At 59.5% G+C, this 22835-nt stretch carries 16 protein-coding genes; 14 read left to right on the forward strand and 2 right to left on the reverse strand.

Going from position 1 to position 22835, the window contains the following annotated elements; all coding sequences use genetic code 11:
- Positions 1 to 144: 144 nt before the first annotated feature.
- The 9 genes from C934_RS0110390 to C934_RS0110430 all read left to right on the forward strand — a co-directional run bounded on the left by C934_RS0110390 (position 145) and on the right by C934_RS0110430 (position 13278).
- A complete protein-coding gene (locus C934_RS0110390; RefSeq protein ID WP_018856656.1) occupies positions 145 to 2037 on the forward strand; it encodes an ABC transporter ATP-binding protein in 1893 nt (630 codons plus the stop codon).
- Positions 2031 to 3941 carry an ABC transporter substrate-binding protein gene (locus C934_RS0110395; protein ID WP_018856657.1) on the forward strand — a complete coding sequence of 637 codons (1911 nt, stop codon included), beginning with the start codon at positions 2031 to 2033 and terminating at the stop codon, positions 3939 to 3941. The genes C934_RS0110390 and C934_RS0110395 overlap by 7 nt, the downstream gene beginning before the upstream one ends.
- Positions 3942 to 3944: 3 nt before the next feature.
- Positions 3945 to 4943, forward strand: a complete 999-nt coding sequence (locus tag C934_RS0110400) for an ABC transporter permease (protein WP_018856658.1) — start codon at positions 3945 to 3947, stop codon at positions 4941 to 4943.
- A complete protein-coding gene (locus tag C934_RS0110405; protein ID WP_018856659.1) occupies positions 4944 to 6116 on the forward strand; it encodes an ABC transporter permease in 1173 nt (390 codons plus the stop codon). It abuts the gene before it with no gap.
- 90 nt (positions 6117 to 6206) lie between these two features.
- On the forward strand, positions 6207 to 7415 hold the full coding sequence (locus C934_RS0110410) for a glycosyltransferase family protein (RefSeq protein WP_018856660.1): 1209 nt from the start codon (positions 6207 to 6209) through the stop codon (positions 7413 to 7415).
- An 11-nt stretch (positions 7416 to 7426) separates the two neighbouring features.
- A complete protein-coding gene (locus C934_RS0110415) occupies positions 7427 to 8674 on the forward strand; it encodes a glycosyltransferase (protein WP_156828746.1) in 1248 nt (415 codons plus the stop codon).
- Complete coding sequence (locus C934_RS0110420; protein WP_026371724.1) at positions 8671 to 9804, forward strand: glycosyltransferase family protein; 1134 nt, start codon at positions 8671 to 8673, stop codon at positions 9802 to 9804. Before C934_RS0110415 ends, C934_RS0110420 begins: the two co-directional genes overlap by 4 nt.
- Before the next feature lie 195 nt (positions 9805 to 9999).
- Entirely contained in the window at positions 10000 to 12714 is a 2715-nt protein-coding gene (locus C934_RS0110425; protein ID WP_018856663.1) for an ABC transporter ATP-binding protein, read from the forward strand.
- A gap of 93 nt (positions 12715 to 12807) precedes the next feature.
- A complete protein-coding gene (locus tag C934_RS0110430; RefSeq protein ID WP_018856664.1) occupies positions 12808 to 13278 on the forward strand; it encodes a cyclic nucleotide-binding domain-containing protein in 471 nt (156 codons plus the stop codon).
- A gap of 949 nt (positions 13279 to 14227) precedes the next feature.
- Here C934_RS0110430 and C934_RS0110435 read toward each other — a convergent pair.
- Complete coding sequence (locus tag C934_RS0110435; RefSeq protein WP_026371725.1) at positions 14228 to 15559, reverse strand: MFS transporter; 1332 nt, start codon at positions 15557 to 15559, stop codon at positions 14228 to 14230.
- 378 nt (positions 15560 to 15937) lie between these two features.
- On the opposite strand from C934_RS0110435, the gene cyoA reads away from it, so the two are divergent.
- Genes cyoA through C934_RS0110465 form a run of 5 tightly spaced genes read left to right on the forward strand, consistent with a single transcriptional unit; the run spans position 15938 to position 20988 of the window.
- Positions 15938 to 17113, forward strand: a complete 1176-nt coding sequence (cyoA, locus tag C934_RS0110445; RefSeq protein ID WP_018856666.1) for a ubiquinol oxidase subunit II — start codon at positions 15938 to 15940, stop codon at positions 17111 to 17113.
- A gap of 45 nt (positions 17114 to 17158) precedes the next feature.
- Positions 17159 to 19162, forward strand: a complete 2004-nt coding sequence (gene cyoB / locus C934_RS0110450) for a cytochrome o ubiquinol oxidase subunit I (RefSeq protein WP_018856667.1) — start codon at positions 17159 to 17161, stop codon at positions 19160 to 19162.
- 4 nt (positions 19163 to 19166) lie between these two features.
- On the forward strand, positions 19167 to 19787 hold the full coding sequence (gene cyoC / locus C934_RS0110455; RefSeq protein ID WP_018856668.1) for a cytochrome o ubiquinol oxidase subunit III: 621 nt from the start codon (positions 19167 to 19169) through the stop codon (positions 19785 to 19787).
- Positions 19784 to 20185 (forward strand): cytochrome o ubiquinol oxidase subunit IV, encoded by a 402-nt coding sequence (cyoD, locus tag C934_RS0110460; protein ID WP_018856669.1) that lies wholly within the window; start codon positions 19784 to 19786, stop codon positions 20183 to 20185. The genes cyoC and cyoD overlap by 4 nt, the downstream gene beginning before the upstream one ends.
- 47 nt (positions 20186 to 20232) lie before the next feature.
- Complete coding sequence (locus C934_RS0110465; protein WP_018856670.1) at positions 20233 to 20988, forward strand: SURF1 family protein; 756 nt, start codon at positions 20233 to 20235, stop codon at positions 20986 to 20988.
- Here C934_RS0110465 and C934_RS0110470 read toward each other — a convergent pair whose 3' ends face one another.
- On the reverse strand, positions 20989 to 22395 hold the full coding sequence (locus tag C934_RS0110470) for an FAD/NAD(P)-binding protein (protein WP_018856671.1): 1407 nt from the start codon (positions 22393 to 22395) through the stop codon (positions 20989 to 20991).
- Between the last annotated feature and the right edge of the window lie 440 nt (positions 22396 to 22835).

Below are 22835 nucleotides of genomic sequence, written 5' to 3' on the forward strand. Positions count from 1 at the left end.
GGGCGCAGATTCAGCCGAGATTTAATCTTCCTCAGCCTGTAAAATGCCAGGGTTTTCACGTGTCCGTCATCAACTGGACACCCCGATTGCGGTACGCTAGTGTGCCTTAACGGGAACATGGAAAAACTGGGGAATTTCATTGGTATGGCGTCCGCCTCGGATCTGTTGCGCATCGAGAACCTCGACGTTTCTTTCTCGGTTTTCGGCGATCGCCTGCGCGTCGTAAAAAACGCGAACATCCGTATTTTGCCGGGCAAGGTCACTGCGCTCGTCGGAGAATCCGGCTCAGGCAAATCGGTCATCAGCCAAAGCATCATGGGCATCCTGCCAAACCCCGCAACGGCGGAGGGGCAGATCCTCTTTACCGACCCGCTGGATGGCAAGACGACAGACATTCTGCGCTATTCCCGCGACAGCGAGGAGATGCGTGACCTGCGTGGCCGCCGCATGGCGACGATCTTTCAGGAGCCGATGACCTCGCTGTCGCCGCTCCACACCGTCGGCAATCAGATCAGCGAAGCGCTCCTCATCCACACGGAGGCCGACAAGAAGGAAGCACGCGAAAAGACCGAGGAGATGCTGGGTCTCGTCGGCTTTGCCAATCCGAAGCGCACCTTCGACATGTACCCCTTCGAGCTCTCGGGCGGCATGCGCCAGCGCGCAATGATCGCAATGGCGCTGATCTGCAATCCGGCGCTCCTGATCGCCGACGAGCCGACGACGGCGCTCGACGTGACCATACAGGCACAGATCCTGGAGCTGCTGCGCGACCTGCAGCACAAGCTCGGAATGGCGATGCTGCTGATCACGCATGATCTCGGCGTCGTTGCCAACATGGCCGACGAGGTGGTGGTGATCTATCATGGCGAGATCATGGAGGCGGGACCGGTCGAGTCGATCTTCCGCAACCCGCAGCATCCTTACCTCAAGGGCCTGATGGCTGCAGTGCCGCATTTCGACATGAAGCCCGGCGAACGTCTCAAGGCGCTGCGCGACGTGCCTGTCAACCTGGAGTCCCTGATCGGCAAGAAGAAGGTGAAGGCCGAAGGGCCGGAGATCCTGCTTTCCGTCAATAACCTCTCCAAGACCTTCAAGACCCGCAATCGCGGCCTTTTTGGAACGCGCGAAGCCGCCCTCGTTCATGCTGTCGACGATGTCAGCTTTGACATCCGCCGAGGGGAATGCCTGGGGCTCGTCGGCGAATCCGGCTGCGGCAAGACGACGGTCAGCAAGATCCTGATGCGGGCCGTGAGGCCTGACGGTGGCTCGGTGGTCTTCAATGACGGCAAGGACGTGATCGATGTCCTGTCTGTTTCCGGCGACGATCTGCAGGAATTGCGCACCAAGATACAGATGGTGTTCCAGGATCCGGTCTCGTCCCTGTCGCCGCGCATGACCGTGCGCAATATCCTCAGCGAGCCGCTGGAGATCCATGACCGCGGGGATAGCGCCGAGCGAAAGCAGAGGGTAGAGGCTCTGATGGGTGCGATCGGCCTCGACCGGCGCTATCTGAACCGTTACCCGCACAGTTTTTCCGGCGGGCAGCGCCAGCGCATCGGCATTGCGCGCGCGCTGGCACTCGGGCCAAAGCTCATCATTCTCGACGAGCCTGTATCGGCCCTCGACGTTTCCGTCCAGGCACAGATCCTGAACCTTTTGAAAGACCTGCAGAAGGATCTCGGACTGACATATCTCTTCATTTCGCACAATCTGGCGGTCGTCGACTACATGGCCGACCGCATCGCGGTGATGTGCAAGGGGCGCATCGTCGAGATTGCCCCGCGCGAGATCATTCTGCGCGATCCGGTGCATCCCTATACGAAATCGCTTCTGGCGGCGGTCCCCTTCCCCGACCTCAACCGTCCGCTCGATTTCGAGGCGCTGCGAAGAAACGGCGCCGCAGACAAGCAGAACTGGGGCATTACCTTTACGGCGGAGCATGATGATGCGTCCGAGCTCGCCTACGCTGATCTCGGCAACGGCCATCTTGTGCGTGCCCGCAAGGGTGCAGACGCAAAGGAGCTTCGCTCATGGTAACGCGGCGTACGTTTCTAGGTGGTCTTATCGGTTCGGCAGTGTTGCCCTCGGCTGTCAAGGCGGCGGCGGATCGCGATATCGAACCCGAATTCCTCAGGGATTGGCTGCGCGCAGGGCGCATTCCACCCATGGTGGATCGCCTGCCGACGCATCCGCGGATCGTCAAGATGAAGGATACGGGGCGCCAGCCGGGCGTCTATGGCGGCACGGTACGCACGATCATCGGCAGCCAGAAGGATATCCGCTACATGACCGTCTATGGCTATTCGCGCCTGGTCGGTTACGACAAGCATCTGATGTTCCAGCCTGATATTCTCCTGGGTTTCGAATCCAAGGATGACACGGTCTTCACCTTCTATCTGCGCGAAGGTCACCGCTGGTCCGACGGCGCACCCTTTACGGTGGACGATTTCCGCTACTGGTGGGAGGACGTGATCCTCAACAAGGACCTGACACCTGGTGGTGGCGCGCTCGAGTTGCGACCCCATGGCACATTGCCGAAATTCGAAGTGCTCGACGCTTTGACAGTTCGCTACACCTGGGAGCGACCCAATCCGATGTTCCTGCCGGCGCTTGCCGGTCCGCTGCCGCTCGTGATCTTCGGGCCGGGGCACTATCTCAAGCAGTTTCACAAGAAATACCAGGACGATTTCCGTATTTCGGCGCTGATGAAGGAAAACCGCGTCAAGAAGTGGGCGGATCTGCACATCAAGATGTCGCGTTCCTCGCGTCCTGAAAATCCGGAACTGCCGACGCTTGATCCCTGGCGCAACACGACGCCTCTGCCGGCCGACCAATTCGTGTTCGTGCGAAACCCGTTTTTCCATCGCATCGACGAGAACGGGGTACAACTTCCCTACATCGACAAGTTCGTCCTCAACGTCAGTTCATCCTCGATCATCGCCGCCAAGGCGGGCGCCGGTGAATCCGACCTGCAGGCCACTGGCGTCGACTTCAACGATTACACATTCCTCAAGGATGCCGAAAAGCGGTTCCCCGTGAAGGTCAACCTGTGGAAGCAGGTGCGCGGATCGCGCGTGGCGCTCCTGCCGAACCTCAACTGCGCCGACGAGGTCTGGCGCAAGCTGTTCCGGGAAACGCGCTTCCGCCGGGCGCTGTCGATGTCGATCGATCGGCATGAGATCAACATGGTTGCCTTCTATGGTCTCGGCAAGGCAAGCGCTGATACCGTTTTGCCCGATAGCCCCCTCTTCAGACCCGAATATGCGGAAGCCTTCATTGCTCATGATCCCGATCAGGCAAACAAGCTCCTGGACGAGCTCGGGCTGGAGAACCGTGGCGCCGATGGCATTCGGCTGTTGCCGGATGGTCGCCGTGCCGAAATCACCGTGGAGACCGCTGGCGAAAGCAACCTCGACACCGACGTTTTGGAACTGGTGCGTGATCATTGGTTTGAGGTCGGTCTTGCTCTTTATACCCGCACCTCACAACGCGACGTTTTCCGCAGCCGCGCCATGAGCGGCACGATCATGATGTCGATCTGGTACGGCATCGAGAATGGGGTTGCGACCGCGGACATGCCTCCGGGGCAGCTTGCGCCAACCGTCGACGATCAACTGCAATGGCCGCTTTGGGGGATGTATCACCTGTCGGCCGGGCAGGAAGGCAGCGCCCCGGACCTCGAGGAAGTACAGCAGCTCGTCGCGCTTCTCAAACAGTGGGGTGATACCACGAGATTCGAGGAGCGAGAGGTGATCTGGCATCAGATGCTGGCGCTCTATACACAGCAGGTCTTCTCGATCGGCCTCATCAACAGCACGCTGCAGCCGATCGTCCGATCCGCCAAATTGCAGAACGTGCCGGATGAGGGCCTCTATGGTTTTGACCCGACATCCTATCTCGGCCTCTACATGCCGGATGCCTTCTGGTTCAAGGAGGCTTGAGGGATGCTGAAATACATCCTCTGGCGCATTGCTGCGATGGTGCCGACACTGTTCATCATCTCGGCGCTGGTCTTCACCATCATCGAACTTCCGCCGGGCGACTTTTTCGAAAGCCAGATCGCCGAACTGCGGGCGCAGGGCGAGAGTGCCAACCTGCAGGAAATCGAAGAACTCAGGATACAATACGGTTTCGACAGGCCCGAGATCGTCCGCTACTTCTTCTGGGTCGGCGGCATGCTGCACGGGGACTTCGGCTATTCGTTCGAATACCAGCTGCCGGTCTCGGAAGTCGTCGGTGATCGCCTCTGGCTGACGATGCTCGTTTCCTTTACCACGATCCTGCTGACGTGGTTGATCGCCTTTCCCATCGGGATCTATTCGGCGACCCATCAGTATAGTTGGGGCGACTACGGGCTGACCTTTCTCGGTCTGCTCGGCATCGCCATCCCGAACTTCATGCTGGCCCTGATCCTGATGTACTTCGCCAACATCTGGTTCGGCGTCTCGATCGGGCACTTGATGGACCAAAGGTTCCTGAACGAACCGATGAGCTGGGAAAAGGCGCGGTCCATTCTCTCGCATCTGTGGATCCCGGTCATTATCGTCGGCACTGCGGGGACGGCCGGCATGATCCGGCGGCTTCGCGCCAATCTGCTCGACGAGATGCAGAAGCAATACGTCGTCACCGCCCGTGCCAAGGGGCTTCACCCGCTTCGCGCGCTCGTGAAGTATCCGCTGCGCATGGCTCTCAACTTCTTCGTCGCCGATATCGGATCGATCCTGCCTTCGATCATCTCAGGGGCGGAAATCGTCGCCATCGTGCTGTCGCTCGAGACGACAGGCCCCATGCTCATCAAGGCCCTGCAGAGCCAGGACATGTATCTTGCGGGTTCGTTCCTGATGTTCCTCGCCTTCCTCAACGTCATCGGGGTGCTCGTCTCCGATATCGCACTTGGCTTTCTCGATCCGCGTATCCGCCTGCAAGGCAGGAGCACCAAATAGATGTCGCCCTTGCCACCGCCCGGCGCGCCGATGCCGCATTATGTTTCGACCGCACCCTTCGATCCCATGGCGACCGAGGGGATGACGGCTGCGCAATCGCGCATCCACCTTGCCTCGCAGAAGCAGTTGATGTGGTGGAAGTTCAAGCAGCACCGGCTGGCACTTGCCTCCGGCATTTTTCTGCTTGCGCTCTACTCCATGATTATCGTCGTCGAGGTCATTGCGCCCTATGGGCTGCATACCAAGAATGTGGACTTCATCCATTCCCCGCCCCAGCGCGTGCACTTCTTCCACGATGGCAAATTCGTCGGCCCCTTCGTTTACGGGCGCAGCATGTCGCTCGATCTCGACACCCTCCATCGGCTTTACTCCGACAAGCCGGATGAGGTGCAGCCGATCCGCTTCTTCTGCCGCGGCGATTCCTACAAGTTCTGGGGGCTGGTCAAATCGGATCTTCACCTGGTTTGTCCGGCAGTCGGCGGGCAGATGTTCCTGCTTGGCACTGACCGCCTCGGCCGTGATGTGCTGTCGCGCATTCTCTATGGCGCCCGCATTTCGCTGACGATCGGCCTGATCGGTATCGCCATCAGCTTCTGCCTCGGGATCGTCATCGGCGGATTGGCAGGCTATTGGGGCGGCGTCTTCGATCTGATCGTCCAGCGCGTCATCGAAGTTCTTCAGTCTCTGCCAAGCCTTCCGCTCTGGATGGCGTTGGCTGCGATCATGCCTGTCACGTGGAGCCCCATCGTCATCTATTTCGGGATCACGGTCATCCTCGGTATCATCGACTGGACTGGTCTTGCGCGAGCCGTGCGCTCGAAGCTCTTGGCCCTGCGTGAAGAGGATTATGTCCAGGCTGCCCAGCTGATGGGGGCCAGCACGCCGCGCATCATCGGCCGGCATCTTGTTCCGGGCTTCATGTCCCACCTGATCGCCTCTGCCACGATCTCGATTCCCGGCATGATCCTCGGCGAGACGGCGCTCAGCTTCCTTGGCCTCGGTCTGCGCCCGCCGATCACCAGCTGGGGCATTCTACTGACAGAAGCAAAGAGCGTAAGCGTCATCGCCTTCTATCCATGGTTGCTTTTTCCGATTATACCTGTCGTTCTGGTGATTTTGGCGTTCAACTTTCTGGGAGACGGCTTGCGCGATGCGGCAGATCCCTACAAATAGCGGCCAGCCCGGCGGAGCACTGCTTTGTCTTTTGACGGCCAGCAAAAAACCGGCGGTGCTCGTATGATCCACAGCGCAGAAGGATTGCCCATGGCACGGCGCCTGGAAGATGCCCGTATCCTCATGTACAGCCACGACACGTTCGGGCTCGGCCACTTGCGCCGCTGCCGCGCGATCGCGCATGCTCTGGTCGAGGACTATCGCGGGCTTAATATTCTGATCATCTCCGGAGCCACGATTGCCGGCGCGTTCGACTACCGGGCGCGCGTCGACTTCGTGAAGATCCCGAGTGTCATCAAGCTTCGCAACGGCGAATATACGTCGATGGCGAGCCATATCGATCTGCATGAAACGCTGAAGATGCGTGAGTCGAGTATTCGACACACCGCCGAAACCTTCCAGCCAGACATTTTCATCGTCGACAAGGAACCGATGGGACTGAAGGGCGAGGTCGAGGAGACGCTGGCCTATCTGAAGGCGCAGGGCACCGTTCTGGTGCTTGGCCTGCGCGAGATCATGGATGCCCCCCACCTGCTTGATGCCGAATGGAAGCGGAACGGCATCATGCAGAAGATCGACCAGTATTACGATTCCATCTGGGTCTATGGGCCGCCTGATTTCTATGATCCGCTGATCGGCCTGGACGTCCCGGCAAGTGTGCGCAGAAAGATGGATTTCGTCGGATTTCTGCAGCGCAGTGTCTCCACGAGCAAGACCTCGATCAATGCGCGCTCGGACAACTACATTCTGGTCACGACCGGCGGTGGCGGCGATGGGTCCGATCTCGTTCACGATGTCATGAACGCCTATGAGCAAGACCCTTCCCTGCAGCAAAAGGCGCTTGTCGTGCTCGGCCCCTATATGCCGGCTGCCGAGCGCTCCAAGCTGGTGGCAAAAGGGTCCCGCATTCCCTACATAGAGGTGATCGAGTTCGACAATAATATGGAAGAGCTGATCGTGGGGGCCACCGGCGTTGTGGCCATGGGTGGCTATAACACCTATTGCGAAATCCTTTCATTCGACAAGCCTGCACTCATTGTTCCCCGGGTGAAGCCACGCGAAGAGCAGCTGCTGCGCGCCAGGCGAGCGAGTGAGCTTGGCCTGATCGACATGCTGCTGCCAGACCAGTCGGCAGATCCCAAGGTGATGTCCGAGGCCCTGAAACGACTTCCCGAACGCGCGCCGCCGTCGAAGAGCGGCTGTACCTTGCAGTTGCAGGGCCTCGATCACATTTCGCAGACGGTCGGACATTGGCTGGATGGCCGGGGCCCGCATCTGTCCGTCGTCGGGGCCGAGTGAAGAACAAGATCTTGTCGAAGCGTCGTAAGATTCTCGTTGTGCTGAAAGGCTACCCGCGCCTTTCGGAGACATTTATCGCCCAGGAACTGCTCGGTCTGGAGAAGGCGGGGTTTGACCTGACCTTGATCTCGATGCGCCGGCCAACCGACAAGAAGCGGCATCCCGTGCATGACGAGATCAGGGCACGCGTCGTCTATTTGCCCGAGTATCTTCACGAAGAGCCGATCCGCGTGCTGAAGGGGCTGTTTGCGAGCTTCCGGCGGCCCGGGATCAAGGCTCTCTGGCAGCGCTTCCTCAAGGACCTCCCGCGTGACATTTCCCGCAACCGCTTCCGGCGGCTTGGACAGGCGATGGTGCTCGCGCGCGAATGGCCGGATAGCGGCGAGTGGCTGCACGCACATTTCATCCATACCCCTGCCTCGGTGACAGAATATGCGAGCATCCTCACCGGTGTGCCCTGGACCTGTTCGGCCCATGCCAAGGACATCTGGACATCGCCGGACTGGGAGTTGCATGAGAAGCTTGGCAGCGCCCGCTGGACGGTGACCTGCACGCGAAGCGGCTATGAGCACATGCGCACCTTGACCCCCCGCAAGGACGCCGTGCATCTGAGCTATCACGGCCTTGATTTAGCGCGTTTCGGGCATTTCGGCGGCCAGCGATCGCAGCGCGACGGCAGCAACCCGGCGGACCCTGTCGTCATTCTCAGCGTCGGCCGTGCCGTCGAGAAGAAGGGCTACGAGACGCTGCTCAAGGCACTCGCACTGCTGCCCGGCGACCTGAACTGGCGTTTCGAGCATATCGGCGGCGGCGACAAGCTGCCGAAGCTGAAGGCACTTGCTGCGGATTTCAATCTGACGGATCGGATCAGCTGGAAGGGCGCACTCGCACAGGAGGACGTGCTCGATCACTACCGCCAGGCCGATGTTTTCGCGCTTGCCTGCCGGATTGCATCCAATGGCGATCGCGACGGCCTGCCGAATGTATTGGTGGAGGCATCGAGCCAGCGCCTGCCCTGCGTCTCGACGTCGGTATCCGGTGTGCCGGAGCTTCTTGTCGACGGTGAAAACGGCAGGCTGGTGCCACCCGAGGATCCTGCGGCGTTTGCAGCGGCACTCGAGGCACTGATCCGCGATCCTGCCTTGCGGTCGCGGCTGGGAGATGCAGCCGAAAGACGCGTGCGCGAGCATTTTGACCACGAGGTGAGCATCACCGAGCTCGGCCATCTGTTTGAACAGGAATGGCAGAAAGCCTCATGAACGCGCCCCGGGTCTTTTTCTATGTCCAGCATTTGCTTGGCATCGGGCATATTGCCCGGGCAAGCCGCATCGCGAGCGCGCTTGTCAGCGACGGGTTCGACGTCACTGTCGTGACCGGTGGGCTGCCGGTCCCGGGGTTTCCGGGAGTCGGCATCAGGACGGTGGCGCTTCCACCGGTCGTTGCAAGCAATGCCGGTTTTTCCGGACTTGCGGACAGCAATGGTGTTGCCGCCGACGAGGCGTTCCTGCGCAAACGTCGGGATCTGCTGCTCGAAGCCTTCCATGATACAGCGCCCGACGTCGTCATCATCGAAGCGTTTCCTTTTGGCCGCCGGCAGATGCGGTTCGAGCTGCTCCCGCTTCTTGATGCAATCGAGGGAGCGCATCCACGGCCGAAGCTTTTCAGCTCTGTGCGCGATATCCTGCAGCAGAACCGGAAGCCCGGGCGCGACGAGGAGACCGTGGCGCTGGTCAGAGACCATTTCGACGGCGTCCTGGTGCACGGGGATCCGAGCTTCGTTCGCCTGGAAGATACCTTTCCCCTGACGGCGGAGATTGCCTCCAAGCTCCTCTATACCGGCTTGGTGGCGGCCCCGCGGGCGGCTGATCCTGAAGAGACCTTCGACATTGTTGCATCCGCTGGTGGCGGAGCGGTCGGCCTCGACCTGCTTCGCGCGGCCAATGGCGCGGCCGCGATGTTGCCGGCGAACCTGCGGTGGCTCCTGATCAGCGGGCCGAACCTTCCCGAGGCGGACTTCGCCAGCCTTTCGAAGGCAACGCCCTCGAACGTTACGCTGACCCGGTTTCGCAAGGATTTCCCATCGCTGCTTCGCGGCGCGCGGGTTTCCATCTCGCAGGCGGGCTATAACACCGTTGGCGATCTGCTTCAGACCGATTGCCGGATGATCCTCATTCCCTTCGTTGCCGGTGGAGAGACGGAACAAACGGTCCGCGCGGAACGGTTGAGGACACTCGGGCTCGCCGAGATCCTGCCGGAGGCCGGTCTGACGTCCGAGATCGTTGCCAATGCGGTCAGCGCGGCGCTCGCAAAACCGCGGGCAGCCTCGGCATTTCTCGATCTCGGGGGGGCCGGCAAAACGGCATCAATCATTCGGTCCATGATTGGGTGAAAGCCTCGCACTTTGCAAAAATGATGTGATATAAACAACGTCCCGGCGAGAATCGGCATGACGATGGAAATCCGATGCGCCTTGTTTTCGTTATGAGATCCGGCGGTCCGGTTGCATGATCCTGTTTTCGGCATTCCCTTTCGCTTCGCCGCAGGTTCATTGCCCCCAGATTTCCCAGGCAACTGACGGTTAGCAATGGAAAAAAGCCTCGCGCGTTACATCTGGTCGAACACGCGGCTGCAGCAGCTCTGGATTTTGACAGTCGTTGCAGTCTCGATGATCCCCTACTTTCTGTCCTTCGACCTGCCGAAGCAGATCGTCAACGGACCGATTCAGGGCTCGGGCTTCGAGGGCGAAGGCGCAACGCAGACGTTCATGCGGTTGTCCTACACCTTTCCGTTCATCGGCGAGGTAGAGTTTTTCAAGGGCCTCCAGCTTGATCGCCTGCAAATGCTGATGGGGCTCAGCCTCGTCTTCCTCGCGCTGGTCGTGCTGAACGGTCTCTTCAAATTCTACATCAACACCTACAAGGGACGGCTTGGCGAGCGCATGCTGCGCCGCATCCGGTTCGAGTTGATCGACCGGGTACTCCGCTTCCCGCCGTCGCATTTCAAGCGCGTCAAGTCCGCCGAGATCGCAACGATGATCAAGGATGAAGTCGAACCGATGGGCGGCTTCACCGGGGATGCATTCGTTTCGCCTGCCTTGCTCGGCGGTCAGGCGCTGACGGCGCTCGCCTTCATCATCGTGCAGAATTTCTGGCTCGGGATGATTGCCGCGGGGATCGTCGGAGTGCAGGCGGTGGTGATCCCGCGCATGAGAAAGCGCCTGCTCGAGCTTGGCCGCCAGCGTCAGCTGACAGCCCGCGAGCTGTCCGGACGCGTTGGCGAAATCGTCGATGGCATCGGCACGATTCACGGCAACGACACTTCGAATTTCGAGCGCGCCGACATCGCCACCAGGCTCGGGCTGATCTTCTCGATCCGTTATGACCTCTACCAGTGGAAGTTCCTGGTCAAGTTCCTGAACAATTTCCTCGCCCAGGTCACTCCATTCCTGTTTTACGCAATCGGCGGGTATCTTGCGCTGCAGGGCCGACTGGACATCGGCCAGCTCGTTGCGGTCATCAGCGCCTACAAGGATCTGCCGGGTCCGCTCAAGGAACTGATCGACTGGGATCAGATGCGCCAGGACGTGCAGGTCAAGTATCAACAGGTCTACGAGCAGTTCAACGTCGAGCCGCTGATCGACGGCAAGATACAGGATATTTCGTCAGAAACGATCGGCGCCCTGACAGCTCCGCTCGTGGTCACAAATCTCACTGTGAGTGACGACAGCGGCGCGCGGCTGGTCGACCACGTCTCGGTCGAAATCAAGCCCAACGAAACGGTCGCGGTCGTCGGCCCGAACTCGAGTGGTGCCGAAGCCTTCGCGGAAGCCCTCGGTCGGCTTGTGTGGCCGGATTCCGGCCGCGTGACGATCGATGGCCATGACCTTCTCGATCTGCCTGAATCCATTACCGGCCGGCGCATGTCCTACGCCTCCGCCGACGCCTACTTCTTCCACGGGACGCTCAGGGACAATCTTCTTTACGGCTTGAAGCATGCCCCGATGCGTGACCCGCAGTACGACGGCAAGGAGGCTCTTGAGGCCAAGTGGCATGCCGAGGAGGCCGTCAAGGCCGGCAACCCGACAATGGATATCAACAGCGACTGGGTGGACTATCAGGCTGCCGGCGCAACCGGCCCGGAGGATATCCTGACGGCGATCCGTCCGGTGCTCGATGCGGTCCTCATTTCACAGGACATTCTCGACCTGGCGCTTCGATCGACCGTCAACACGAGCGTGCATGTGACCCTTGCCGGACATATCGTCGATCTGCGTGCCGCGCTTCGCAAGCGCATGCAGGAGTCGGAGCTCGGCAATATCGTCGTGCCGTTCGATTTCGATGCGTTCAATCCGCAAGCCACTGTCGGCGAGAATTTGCTCTTCGGCTCGATGAAACGACCGATGATGAACAATCGCCGGCTGGCGGCTCACCCCTATTTCCAGGCGCTCTTCCGCGACACCGGCCTCAGCGATGATCTATACGCCATGGGTCTGGAGATCGCGGAGAATGCCGTCGAACTCTTCCATGATCTGCCGCCGGATCACCCGTTCTTCCAGCAACTGACCTTCATGACGGCTGACGATATCCCGACCTATCAGGCGCTGCTGCAGAAATTGCAGAGCCGACGGTTTGATGACGCAACGCCCGAAGAGCGCTCTGCAATCATCCGTCTCAGCTTTGCCTATATCGAGCCGCGGCACCGTTTCGGTCTTCTGACCGACGCGCTGATGGCCAAGATCGTCAGCGCCCGAAAACAGTTCCATGAGAATATTCCGGATGATCTTTCCGCCGTCATCGAGCGGTATGATCCGGAGGACTTCATCTCCTCGGCAAGCCTCATGGACAACGTCCTGTTCGGCCGCATCGCCTATCAGCAGGCGGACGCGTCCGATCGCATCCGGGCCATCATGGGCGAACTCTTCGACTCTCTCGAACTCTTCGACGACGTCTTGTCGATTGGGCTTGAGTTTGATGTCGGTTCTGGCGGCAAGCGCCTGACGATGGCGCAACGGCAGAAGCTGAACCTTGCCCGTGCGCTTCTCAAACGGTCTGACTATTTTGTCTTCAACCGGCCGTTATCCGCGCTCGACCAGCGTGTTCAGGATCAGATTACCCGAAATGTGGTCGAGGGATTGCACAAGGAAGGCGAACAGCCGGCCATCATCTGGGTGCTTTCGAACGCAAAACTTGCGGAATTGTTTGATCGAATCCTGCTGTTTGACCGCGGTGCGCTGGCCGAAGCAGGCAACTTTCCGGAGCTTTCCGAACAAAACGGTATGTTCAAGGAACTGTTATCGTAATATCCTGAAGAGGGACAATAAAGATGGTGCCTCCTTGCGAGGTGCCACGGTCAAGCGTCGTGCACCGGAAAGCGTGACGGGGGTAGTACGTATATGTTGTTGAGAGACGAAGTCGAAATGCTGCGGCGGGTGCCGATTTTCTCGCGAATTGCACCTGCAAAACTCAAATTGTTGGCCTTCACTTCCGATCGCATGACATACAACGTCGGGCAGGACCTCTTCCATCAGGGGGATCCGGGGGATGCAGCCTATGTCGTCCTGTCCGGAACGGCCGACATTCTTGTCCACTCACCTGCAGGCGACATCAAGGTCGCCGATGTGGAGCCCAACTCCATCGTCGGTGAAATCGCCATATTGTGCGACGTCTCGCGTACCGCGACGATTCGCGCCACCTCGCCCCTGGAAGTGCTGCGCATCAGCAAGGAACACTTTCTGAAATTGCTCAGCGATTTCCCCGAAATGGCTGTCGAGATCATGCGCGTGTTGGCAGACCGTCTGAACCATACAACAGCGGAATTGACCGCAGCGCGCGCGGCGAAGCAGCCGCAGGTAGCCGCGATGTAGCTTTCATCATCTCTGAATGCAAAGGCCTGCCTACAGGAACCTGAGGCAGGCCTTTGCTGTTTTTCGTGACTTTGGAACAGATCCTGTTCAATCCGGGTCATATCTGCAGCCCCGGCAGTTTGCGCATTCTGCAGGTGTCCAGACCCTGCTGGGGTGCGTTCGCGGCACAGCGAACGAACCTCGTAAACCAGCGCAGCAACGTGTCGAGCTGGTCGCGGATCGCTCTCAGCTTCAGCCGATCGGGGTCGCGATCAGCACATCGTGGTCAACGCTCGCCAATATCATCCTCCGCCCTTCCTATTCCGCAAGCCGATGCAATAGGCCGGGGATCCAGGGCTTCGACGGGTGCGAAAGCCCGCCCGTGTTTAGAACGGCCGCGCTTTGATTTTAGATTGGACAGGCGTTCACTTTAAATTGGCCGGACCACGCGTCAAAGATGGTCGCATGAGCGAGCATGATACCGCCAGAGCCCTGATTGACCGCTTGCGCGGAACGTGTGCCTCGAGGGGAGCGGGTGTCTCGCTTGCGTGCTGCACGGCGGTTGGGGATTAACGACGTTCCGACCCTTGCGCCTTATCGGCAGGACCGCGCCGTTTTTCTGGGATGAAGCGATGAAGGGCAGGCTCTTCCTGCTTGAATGTTGAGCAAGTGTTGGCGGCGATCCTCAAATTGGCGAGGTTGTCGTTATCGACAACCTGTCGTCCGCAAAACAGCCAATGTGCGCGAGGCTATCGCGCACATTGGGATCACTCATATTTTCTGCTGCCTTACTGGCCCGACCGCAATGCCATCGAAAGCCTGTTCGCGAAATTGAAAGCCATGTCGCGGGCCGGGCGGAGCGCAGGGTAGATGTTTTAGGGGACGCGGTTGGCGCGATCCCCATACCCGTTTGCATAATCCACAACCTACTTCAGAGTTGTGGTTTAGACCCGGATTGAACGGATCTTCGCTACTCGCGCTGTTCGAGCGCCCTGCTGAAGGCCAATGCCGCAAGCGTGCAGACCGCGCCGGACAGCAGGTAGTAGCCAACGAAAGGCAGACCAAAGTGGCTGGACAGTGTCAGTGCGACGAGCGGCGCAAAGCCGGCGCCGACGAGCCAGGCAAGGTCGGACGTAAAGGCCGCACCGGTATAGCGATAACCTCTGCCGAAGCGCGACGAAATCGAGCCGGTCGCCTGGCCAAAGGACAGTCCGAGGACGCCGAAGCCGATGATCACGAATGCACTCTGTCCCCCGGAGCCGGCTGCCATCAGGAGCGGACCGACAAAGCTGAAGATCGCAATCAGCACGGCACAGATCGCAAGCTGGGCACGCCTGCCGATGAGGTCTGCGATCATGCCGGAGACGACGATGGCGACGAGACCGACCACGGCGCCAATGATCTGCACGACCATGAAACCGCCGATCGGCTGGGTTCCGTAAAGATACACCCAGCCCAGCGGGAAGATCGTCACCAGGTGGAACATCGCGAAGCTCGCGAGCGGCACGAAGGCACCGAGCAGGATGTCGCGACCATGGACGCGAACCACGTCGCGGATCGGTGCCGCCTCGAGCTCGTGCTGTTCCAGTGCGGAGCCGAATTCGGGCGTCATGACCAGACGCAAACGCGCAAACAGCGCAACCACGTTGATCGCAAAGGCGACAAAGAACGGATAGCGCCAGCCCCAGCTCAGGAAGTCCTCACTGGACAGATTGGCGATGAAATAGCCGAAAAGCGCGCTTGCCAGCGCAAAGCCGATCGGGGCGCCGAGCTGCGGGATCATCGCATACCAGCCGCGGTGGTTTGGCGGCGCGTTGAGTGCAAGCAGCGACGCCAGGCCGTCCCATGCGCCGCCGAGCGCAAAGCCCTGCCCGAGCCGGAAGAGGGCGAGCAACGCGATCGACCAGGCACCAATCTCGCTGTAGCCCGGCAGGAAAGCGATCGAAGCCGTCGAGCCCCCAAGCAGGAACAATGCGATCGTCAGCTTGGCGCCGCGGCCATAGAAACGGTCGATGGTCATGAACACGAGCGATCCCACCGGGCGCGCCAGAAATGCGAGCGAAAAGATCGCAAAGGAATAAAGCGTTGCCGTCAGTCGATCGGGCGCGAAAGGAAAGACAAGCTGAGGGAAGACCAGCACGGATGCGAGGCCATAAACGAAGAAATCGAAGAATTCGGACGCGCGCCCGATGACGACGCCCATCGCGATGCTGCCGGCCGATATCGGCTTGTCGGCATGAATTCGCCGCGCATCCTGCTCCATCGATGTGGACGATGGTCCGTAGTGTGTTGTACCTGCCATTAAATGCCTCCCTCGTTGAGGCACCTGTGGCAAAGCGCCTCACTAGCGATCTTGATCAAACCACTGCGCTTATCAAGTCCGATCGACGCAAATAGTTCATCATCCGGCTTGAAAATCAGATGTGGATGAAAAATCACGGTCATGCCGCGAAATCAGCCTGCAAAAGACTGGCATGATCGGCGTGTGTGGATATATTAGCCCTTCAAAATGGATTGTGCGCAAAAATCCTTCGTATTTTCATCAGGATTTTGACATCCTGCGCCACGTGCCTTATCCCGCAGTGCGGCATTTCTGCTGCACTGCGACCAAACACCTCATGTTGCTATCAGGTACGGTGCTTTAGTCGCGGTCTGGACGAAACAACAAGAGCATAGAGACGTGCAAAAACTGCCAAAGTTTTCCCGCCATCTCCTCATTCTGCCCCTGCTTCTGACGCTGGCGGGATGCAATTTGGTGGTCATGTCGCCTTCGGGCGATATCGCCATGCAGCAACGCGACCTGATTATCGTGTCGACGGTTTTGATGCTGCTGATCATCGTTCCGGTGATCTTCCTGACGCTGCTGTTTGCCTGGCGCTATCGCCGTTCCAATACGGCTGCCACCTATGATCCGGAATGGCACCATTCCACCCGTCTCGAAGTGGTCATCTGGTCAGCGCCGCTGGCCATCATCATCGCGCTCGGGGCCATCACCTGGATCAGCACGCACAAGCTCGACCCATTTCGTCCGCTCGATCGGATTGACGCCGAGCGCGCCATCCCGGCCAATACCAAGCCGCTGACCGTCGAAGTCGTCGCACTCGACTGGAAATGGCTGTTCTTCTATCCCGAACTCGGGATTGCGACCGTCAATGAAATGGCAGCGCCAGTCGATGTTCCGATCAGCTTCAGGATCACCTCCTCGTCGGTCATGAATTCCTTCTACGTGCCTGCGCTCGCGGGCCAGATCTATGCAATGCCCGGCATGGAGACCAGGCTGCATGCCGTCATCAACCAGGAAGGCATCTTCGACGGCTTTTCGGCCAACTATAGCGGCGCGGGTTTTTCCCACATGCGCTTCAAGTTCCATGGCGTAAACCAGCAGGGCTTCGACCAGTGGGTTGCGCAGGTGAGGGAAAAGGGAACTGCCCTCAACAGGGATACCTATCTCAAGCTCGAGCGGCCGAGTGAGAGGGAGCCGGTGCGTTACTTCTCGACCGTCGACAAGGATCTCTTCAACGCGATCCTCAACATGTGCGCGGCCCCCGGTCAGATGTGCATGAACGAAATGATGCACATCGACCGTATGGGTGGCGGCGGCAAGGAAAGCGCCGAAAATCGCGAGAAGCTGCTCTACGACAACCGCCACTCCGATCAGGCCGGTGGCAGTCACGAAACGCCTGCGGGCGAAAGCCCCGATGCCAGCGAAACCAAGCCGGCAGACGCTCAAAACGGCGCCGGCCAGTCTGGCGACACGCAGACGATGCCAGGAATGCAGCATGACGGGCACACAATGCCCGGCATGGACCACGGCACCGGCAGCGACCCGGCGCCCGCGCAATCAAACAGCAATTAGACCTGGCGCTTTGCGTCGATACGACATCAATGAACGGGTTCATCCATGTTTTCCAATCCTGACCTCCTGAAGTTCATCTTCGGTCGGTTGACCCTAGAATCGATCCCCTATCACGAGCCGATCCTGGTCGTGACCTTTGCGGCAGTCGCACTTGGCGGCATCGCGCTTCTGGGTGTTGTTACCTATTTCAAGCTTTGGGGTTATCTCTGGCACGACTGGCTGACGAGCGTCGATCACAAGAAGATCGGCATCATGTACGTCATCCTGGCGCTCATCATGCTGCTGCGCGGCTTTTCCGACGCGATCATGATGCGTCTGCAACAGGCAATCGCGTTCAACGGATCCGCCGGCTACCTGCCGCCGCATCACTACGACCAGGTCTTCACGGCCCATGGCGTCATCATGATCTTCTTCATGGCCATGCCGTTCGTCACGGGCCTGATGAACCTCGTCGTGCCGCTGCAGATAGGCGCCCGCGACGTTTCCTTCCCGTTCCTGAACAATTTCTCGTTCTGGATGACGACCGCCGGTGCGATCATCATCATGATCTCGCTTTTCGTCGGCGAATTCGCCCAGACCGGCTGGCTTGCCTATCCGCCGCTGTCGGGAGCCGCCTATAGCCCGGGCGTTGGTGTCGACTATTACATCTGGGGTCTCCAGGTGGCCGGTGTCGGCACGACGCTATCGGGCATCAACCTGATCGCGACGATCGTGAAGATGCGCGCACCCGGCATGAGCTTCATGAAGATGCCAGTCTTCACCTGGACCGCGCTCTGCACCAACATTCTGATCGTCGCGACCTTCCCGATCCTGACGGCGACGCTGGCGCTGCTGTCGCTCGACCGTTACGCCGGCACGAACTTCTTCACGAATGACCTCGGCGGCAATCCGATGATGTATGTCAACCTCATCTGGATCTGGGGCCACCCGGAGGTCTACATCCTCGTGCTGCCGGCATTCGGTATCTTCTCGGAAGTCGTTGCCACCTTCTGCGGCAAGCGTCTCTTCGGTTATGCCTCGATGGTCTACGCCACCTGCGTGATCATGATCCTGTCCTACCTCGTGTGGCTGCACCACTTCTTCACGATGGGTTCGGGTGCCAGCGTCAACTCCTTCTTCGGCATCACCACGATGATCATCTCGATCCCCACGGGGGCGAAGATGTTCAACTGGCTGTTCACGATGTACAGGGGACGCATTCGCTACGAAGTGCCGATGCTGTGGACGCTCGGCTTCATGGTGACCTTCGTCATCGGCGGGATGACCGGCGTTCTGCTCGCCGTTCCGCCCGCGGACTTCGTGCTGCACAACTCGCTCTTCCTGATCGCCCACTTCCACAACGTCATCATCGGCGGCGTGGTGTTCGGCCTGATGGCTGGCGTCACCTACTGGTTCCCGAAGGCGTTCGGCTACAAGCTCGATCCGTTCTGGGGCAAGATGTCCTTCTGGTTCTGGCTGATCGGCTTCTACTTCGCCTTCATGCCGCTCTACGTGCTCGGCCTGATGGGCGTCACGCGCCGCGTGTCGCAGTTCGAAGATCCGTCGCTGCAGATCTGGTTCATCCTTGCCGCCTTCGGCGCCGTCCTGATCGCGATCGGTATCGCCAGCTTCATCATCCAGCTCGTCGTCAGCTTCTTCAAGCGCGAAGAGCTGCGCGATACGACGGGCGATCCCTGGGATGGCCGCACGCTGGAATGGTCGACCTCGTCGCCGCCGCCGGACTACAACTTCGCCTTCACGCCCGTCGTCCACGACCATGATTCCTGGTACGACATGAAGGCGCGCGGCTATGCCCGTCCGCTGGAAGGCTTCAAGCCGATCCACATGCCGAAGAACACCGGAACCGGCGTCATCCTCGGCGCGATCAGCGTCGTGCTGGCATTTGCCCTCATCTGGTACATGTGGTGGTTGGTCGTGCTTTCGTTCGTCGCCATGATCGCCGTCGCGATCGGCCATACCTTCAACTACAATCGCGACTTCTATATCCCCGCCGAAGAAGTCACGGAAACGGAACGCAAGCGTACCGCGCTGCTTGCCGAGCAGGTGTAAGACCATGAGCGATGCTGTGATCGACAAGGCAGACAAGCCTGAATTCTACCTCACCGAGGAACACCATCCGGAAGGCAGCACAATGCTGGGCTTCTGGCTCTACCTGATGAGCGACTGCCTCATCTTCGCGGTGCTGTTTGCAACCTTCGCCGTCCTCGGCCGCAACTTTGCGGCCGGGCCGTCACCGGCCGATCTCTTTGATCTGCCTCTGGTGGCGATCAACACCTCGATGCTGCTTCTGTCCTCCATCACCTACGGTTTTGCGATGCTGCAGATGGAGCGGCAGGAGAAGGGTGCCACACTATTCTGGCTGGCCATTACCGGCCTCTTCGGCCTGGCCTTCCTTGGGATTGAACTCTACGAGTTCTCGCACCTGATCCACGAGGGCGCGGGTCCAACCCGCAGTGCCTTCCTGTCCGGTTTCTTCACGCTGGTCGGCACACATGGTCTGCACGTCACCTTTGGTATCGTCTGGCTGATCACCCTGATGGTGCAGGTGTCGATCCGTGGCCTGATTCCGGAAAACCGCCGCCGCCTGATGTGCCTGTCGATGTTCTGGCACTTCCTTGACGTCGTCTGGATCGGCGTCTTCTCCTTCGTCTATCTTATGGGAGTTCTCGGATGACCTCGAACGCACCAGTAACCGAGGACGCTCACGAAGCCCATCATGGTCACAGCCATGGTCATGTGGCCGCCCACGGCACCTTCAAGAGCTATATGATCGGCTTCGTGCTGTCGGTTATCCTGACAGCGATCCCGTTCTGGCTGGTCATGGCCGGCGTCTTCGAAAATCCATCGGTAACGGCCGCATGGGTCATGGGGCTTGCCGCTATCCAGATCGTCGTTCATATGATCTTCTTCCTTCATATGAACCCGCGCTCGGAAGGCGGCTGGACGATGATGGCGTTGATCTTCACGCTTCTGCTCGTCGCCATCGCGCTCGCCGGTTCGCTCTGGGTCATGCATCATCTGAATACGAACATGATGCCGATGAGCCCGGAAATGATGAAGAATATGCCCTAAAGGCAGGAGCGGGCGGTGGTGACGCCGCCCGCCAAGGTTTTCTGGCAATGGCCGACATCCCCTCCGAGAAAGCACAAAGGCAGCATACTGCCGCCGGGCTTGCGATATTCTGCGGTCTCATGCTGGTGTTGATTGCAGCACTGCTTGCGCTTGGTGTCTGGCAGGTCGAGCGGCTTTCCTGGAAAGAGGATCTGATTGCCCGCGTCGATCAGCGCGTCCATGCGGAGCCGGTTCCCGCGCCAGTGCGCGCGCAGTGGGGACAGGTCAGCCGCGCCAATGACGAATATCGCCATGTGACTGCCGAAGGGACCCTGCAAAACGACAAGGAAACGCTGATCTACGCGTCGACGGCGCTCGGGCCCGGCTATTGGGTGATCACTCCCCTCATGCTGGCCGACGGCACCTCGATCCTGATCAACCGCGGTTTCGTCCCGACGGAAAAGCGCGATCCGGCAAACCGCAGCGAAGGGCAAATTGCAAACCCGGTGAAAATCACCGGACTGCTGCGGATTACCGAGCCTGGAGGCACGCTGATCAAGTCCAATGATCCGGCCAATGATCGCTGGTATTCACGCGATGTCGCCGCGATCGCTGATCGTCGCGGCGTGGCAAATACCGCCCCCTACTTTATCGATGTTGATGCGACGCCAAACCCAGGCGGCCTGCCGGTCGGTGGGCTGACGCAGATCGCCTTCCCCAACAACCATCTGGTTTACGCGATCACCTGGTTTGCACTTGCGGTCATGGCCGCTGGACTGCTCGCTTTCGTCGTCCGCGGCGATTTGCGCGCGCGTCGGTCCTGATCAGACGGCCTTGCTCCGGGGAAAGAAGCGCTCAGCCATATGTTCGCCAACCGCATAGGCCTGGCTGACGATCTCGGGTACGAGGTCGATGTCAGGCAGACTGCCAAGGCCGAGGGGCCCGACGGCAAACAGTCCATCGACCATTGATCCATCCTCAAGGCAGGGCTGGCCCCGCTGATTGACGGCAAGCCCGAGCGACAATTCATCTGCGAGGGCCAAACCTCCGCTCACAAGGCTTGCCAGCAATGGCGAGGTCAGTTGTGGCGCGCGGCAGCGACAATCCAGGATACGCTCGGCATGAACGATCTCGTCGGCGTGCGAGCCGGCGGGCCGGAAGAAGAGACCGCTCAGGCCCTGCCGACCCACGACGCCACGGCGCAGTACGGTATTGCCACTGGCGAGCTCGCTTTGGAGACGGGCGTAGATGGCCTCGGGCAATCGGTTGCGGTGGCTGTCATAGATCGCCCGCAAGTGCCGGTTGAACTGATGCTTCTGATGGGCTGGCAGTGCGCGCCACAGAGAGCGAGCGTGTTTGCGCAACCCGTTCATGACGGATTGCCAGCTTCTGCCATCTTCCTCTGCCTCGCGGCAGGCCGTGCGGATGAAGCGCAGGATGTCGGGGAGGTTTGTTGGCAGCGCGTCGGCCGGAAAAACCGGGTCGGCGGAGTTCGGCGTATGGCTCTGCGGCAGGAAGCCATGTCGGGAAAGGATGGTAACCTGCCCCGCGTAGCCGGCGTCGCGCAATTGCAGGAGTTGATCGACAACCCTGATGCCGCTGCCGAGAAGGACCGTGTGTGGGCGCGCGACCAGGCGCTGGGCTCTCACCTGCGACGGCTCCTGCCCAGTCTCCTCGGTTTCCGGCAGACCATAGCCAGTGGCCAGTATGACGGTGTCGAACAGGGGATTGGCTGGATTGGCGCTTTCGAGGAGAAAACGGTTGCCGTGGCTCTTGCGGATCGCCACAACCGGTTCATGGCAGACCTGAACCGTAATGTCCTTGCGGGCGGACAAGGCTTCCGAGAAGCGCTGGTAGACGTAGTCGCTGAAAATGTCTTTCGGCACGAAGATCTGGCGAAATCCCGGGATCGCCGCAGGCACGGCGGCGCGGAATTCCGCGTTGCTACAAAGCCAGTCGTTGAAATCATCTGTATCGCCCACGGAGACGGAAAGATCGCGAACACGCGTATTCAGGATCGTGGAGGTCCGCGCCGACGAGAGTGCCTGCCCCCCGCTTACCGAAGAGTTGGGGTCGAAGAGCTGCAGATGAAAAGGCAGGCGCACTGTCTTCATCAGCGCGATCGCCATCATCATTCCGGAAAAGCCGCGGCCGACTATGGCAAAACGCGGAATGGCGGAGATCTTTGCTGCCGCCGCTGACTTCGAAGAAAACAGGTCTTGAACCGTCATCTCAACTCCCTTGCGACCGTCTGCGCATCGTGTCTCGATTGGTTTCAACGCGGGAAAAAACGCTCGCGCGTTGAACTGGTTCACGCGGTTTTGAACCGCCCTATAGTCTATCAAACTGGTCGTGTATCAAAGCGCCAAAAGATGATTTAGGCAAGCCTTTGTTCCGAGTGCCAGCGTCTGGAGCGGATAAGTGTCTGAAACCGTTTGGACATTTCGAGACGCCATGGGCGGTCAAAATGGTGCTTCCTCGTCTTTGTTGCACTCACGATAAAATAACCAGTTGGTGAATTCTTGACTTGAAGGGCCGAAAGGAATCGGCAAAAGTAAGGGTGCTAATCAATCCCTTCATGGATTCGACGTCTTTCCGGACCAACGTCCGACCACACCTCTGTTTTGGAATATGACCGTGAGCAGCAATGCTTTAACACGCGCGACGAAGC

The sequence above is a fragment of the Rhizobium sp. 42MFCr.1 genome (genome assembly GCF_000377185.1).
Classification (GTDB): domain Bacteria; phylum Pseudomonadota; class Alphaproteobacteria; order Rhizobiales; family Rhizobiaceae; genus Rhizobium; species Rhizobium altiplani.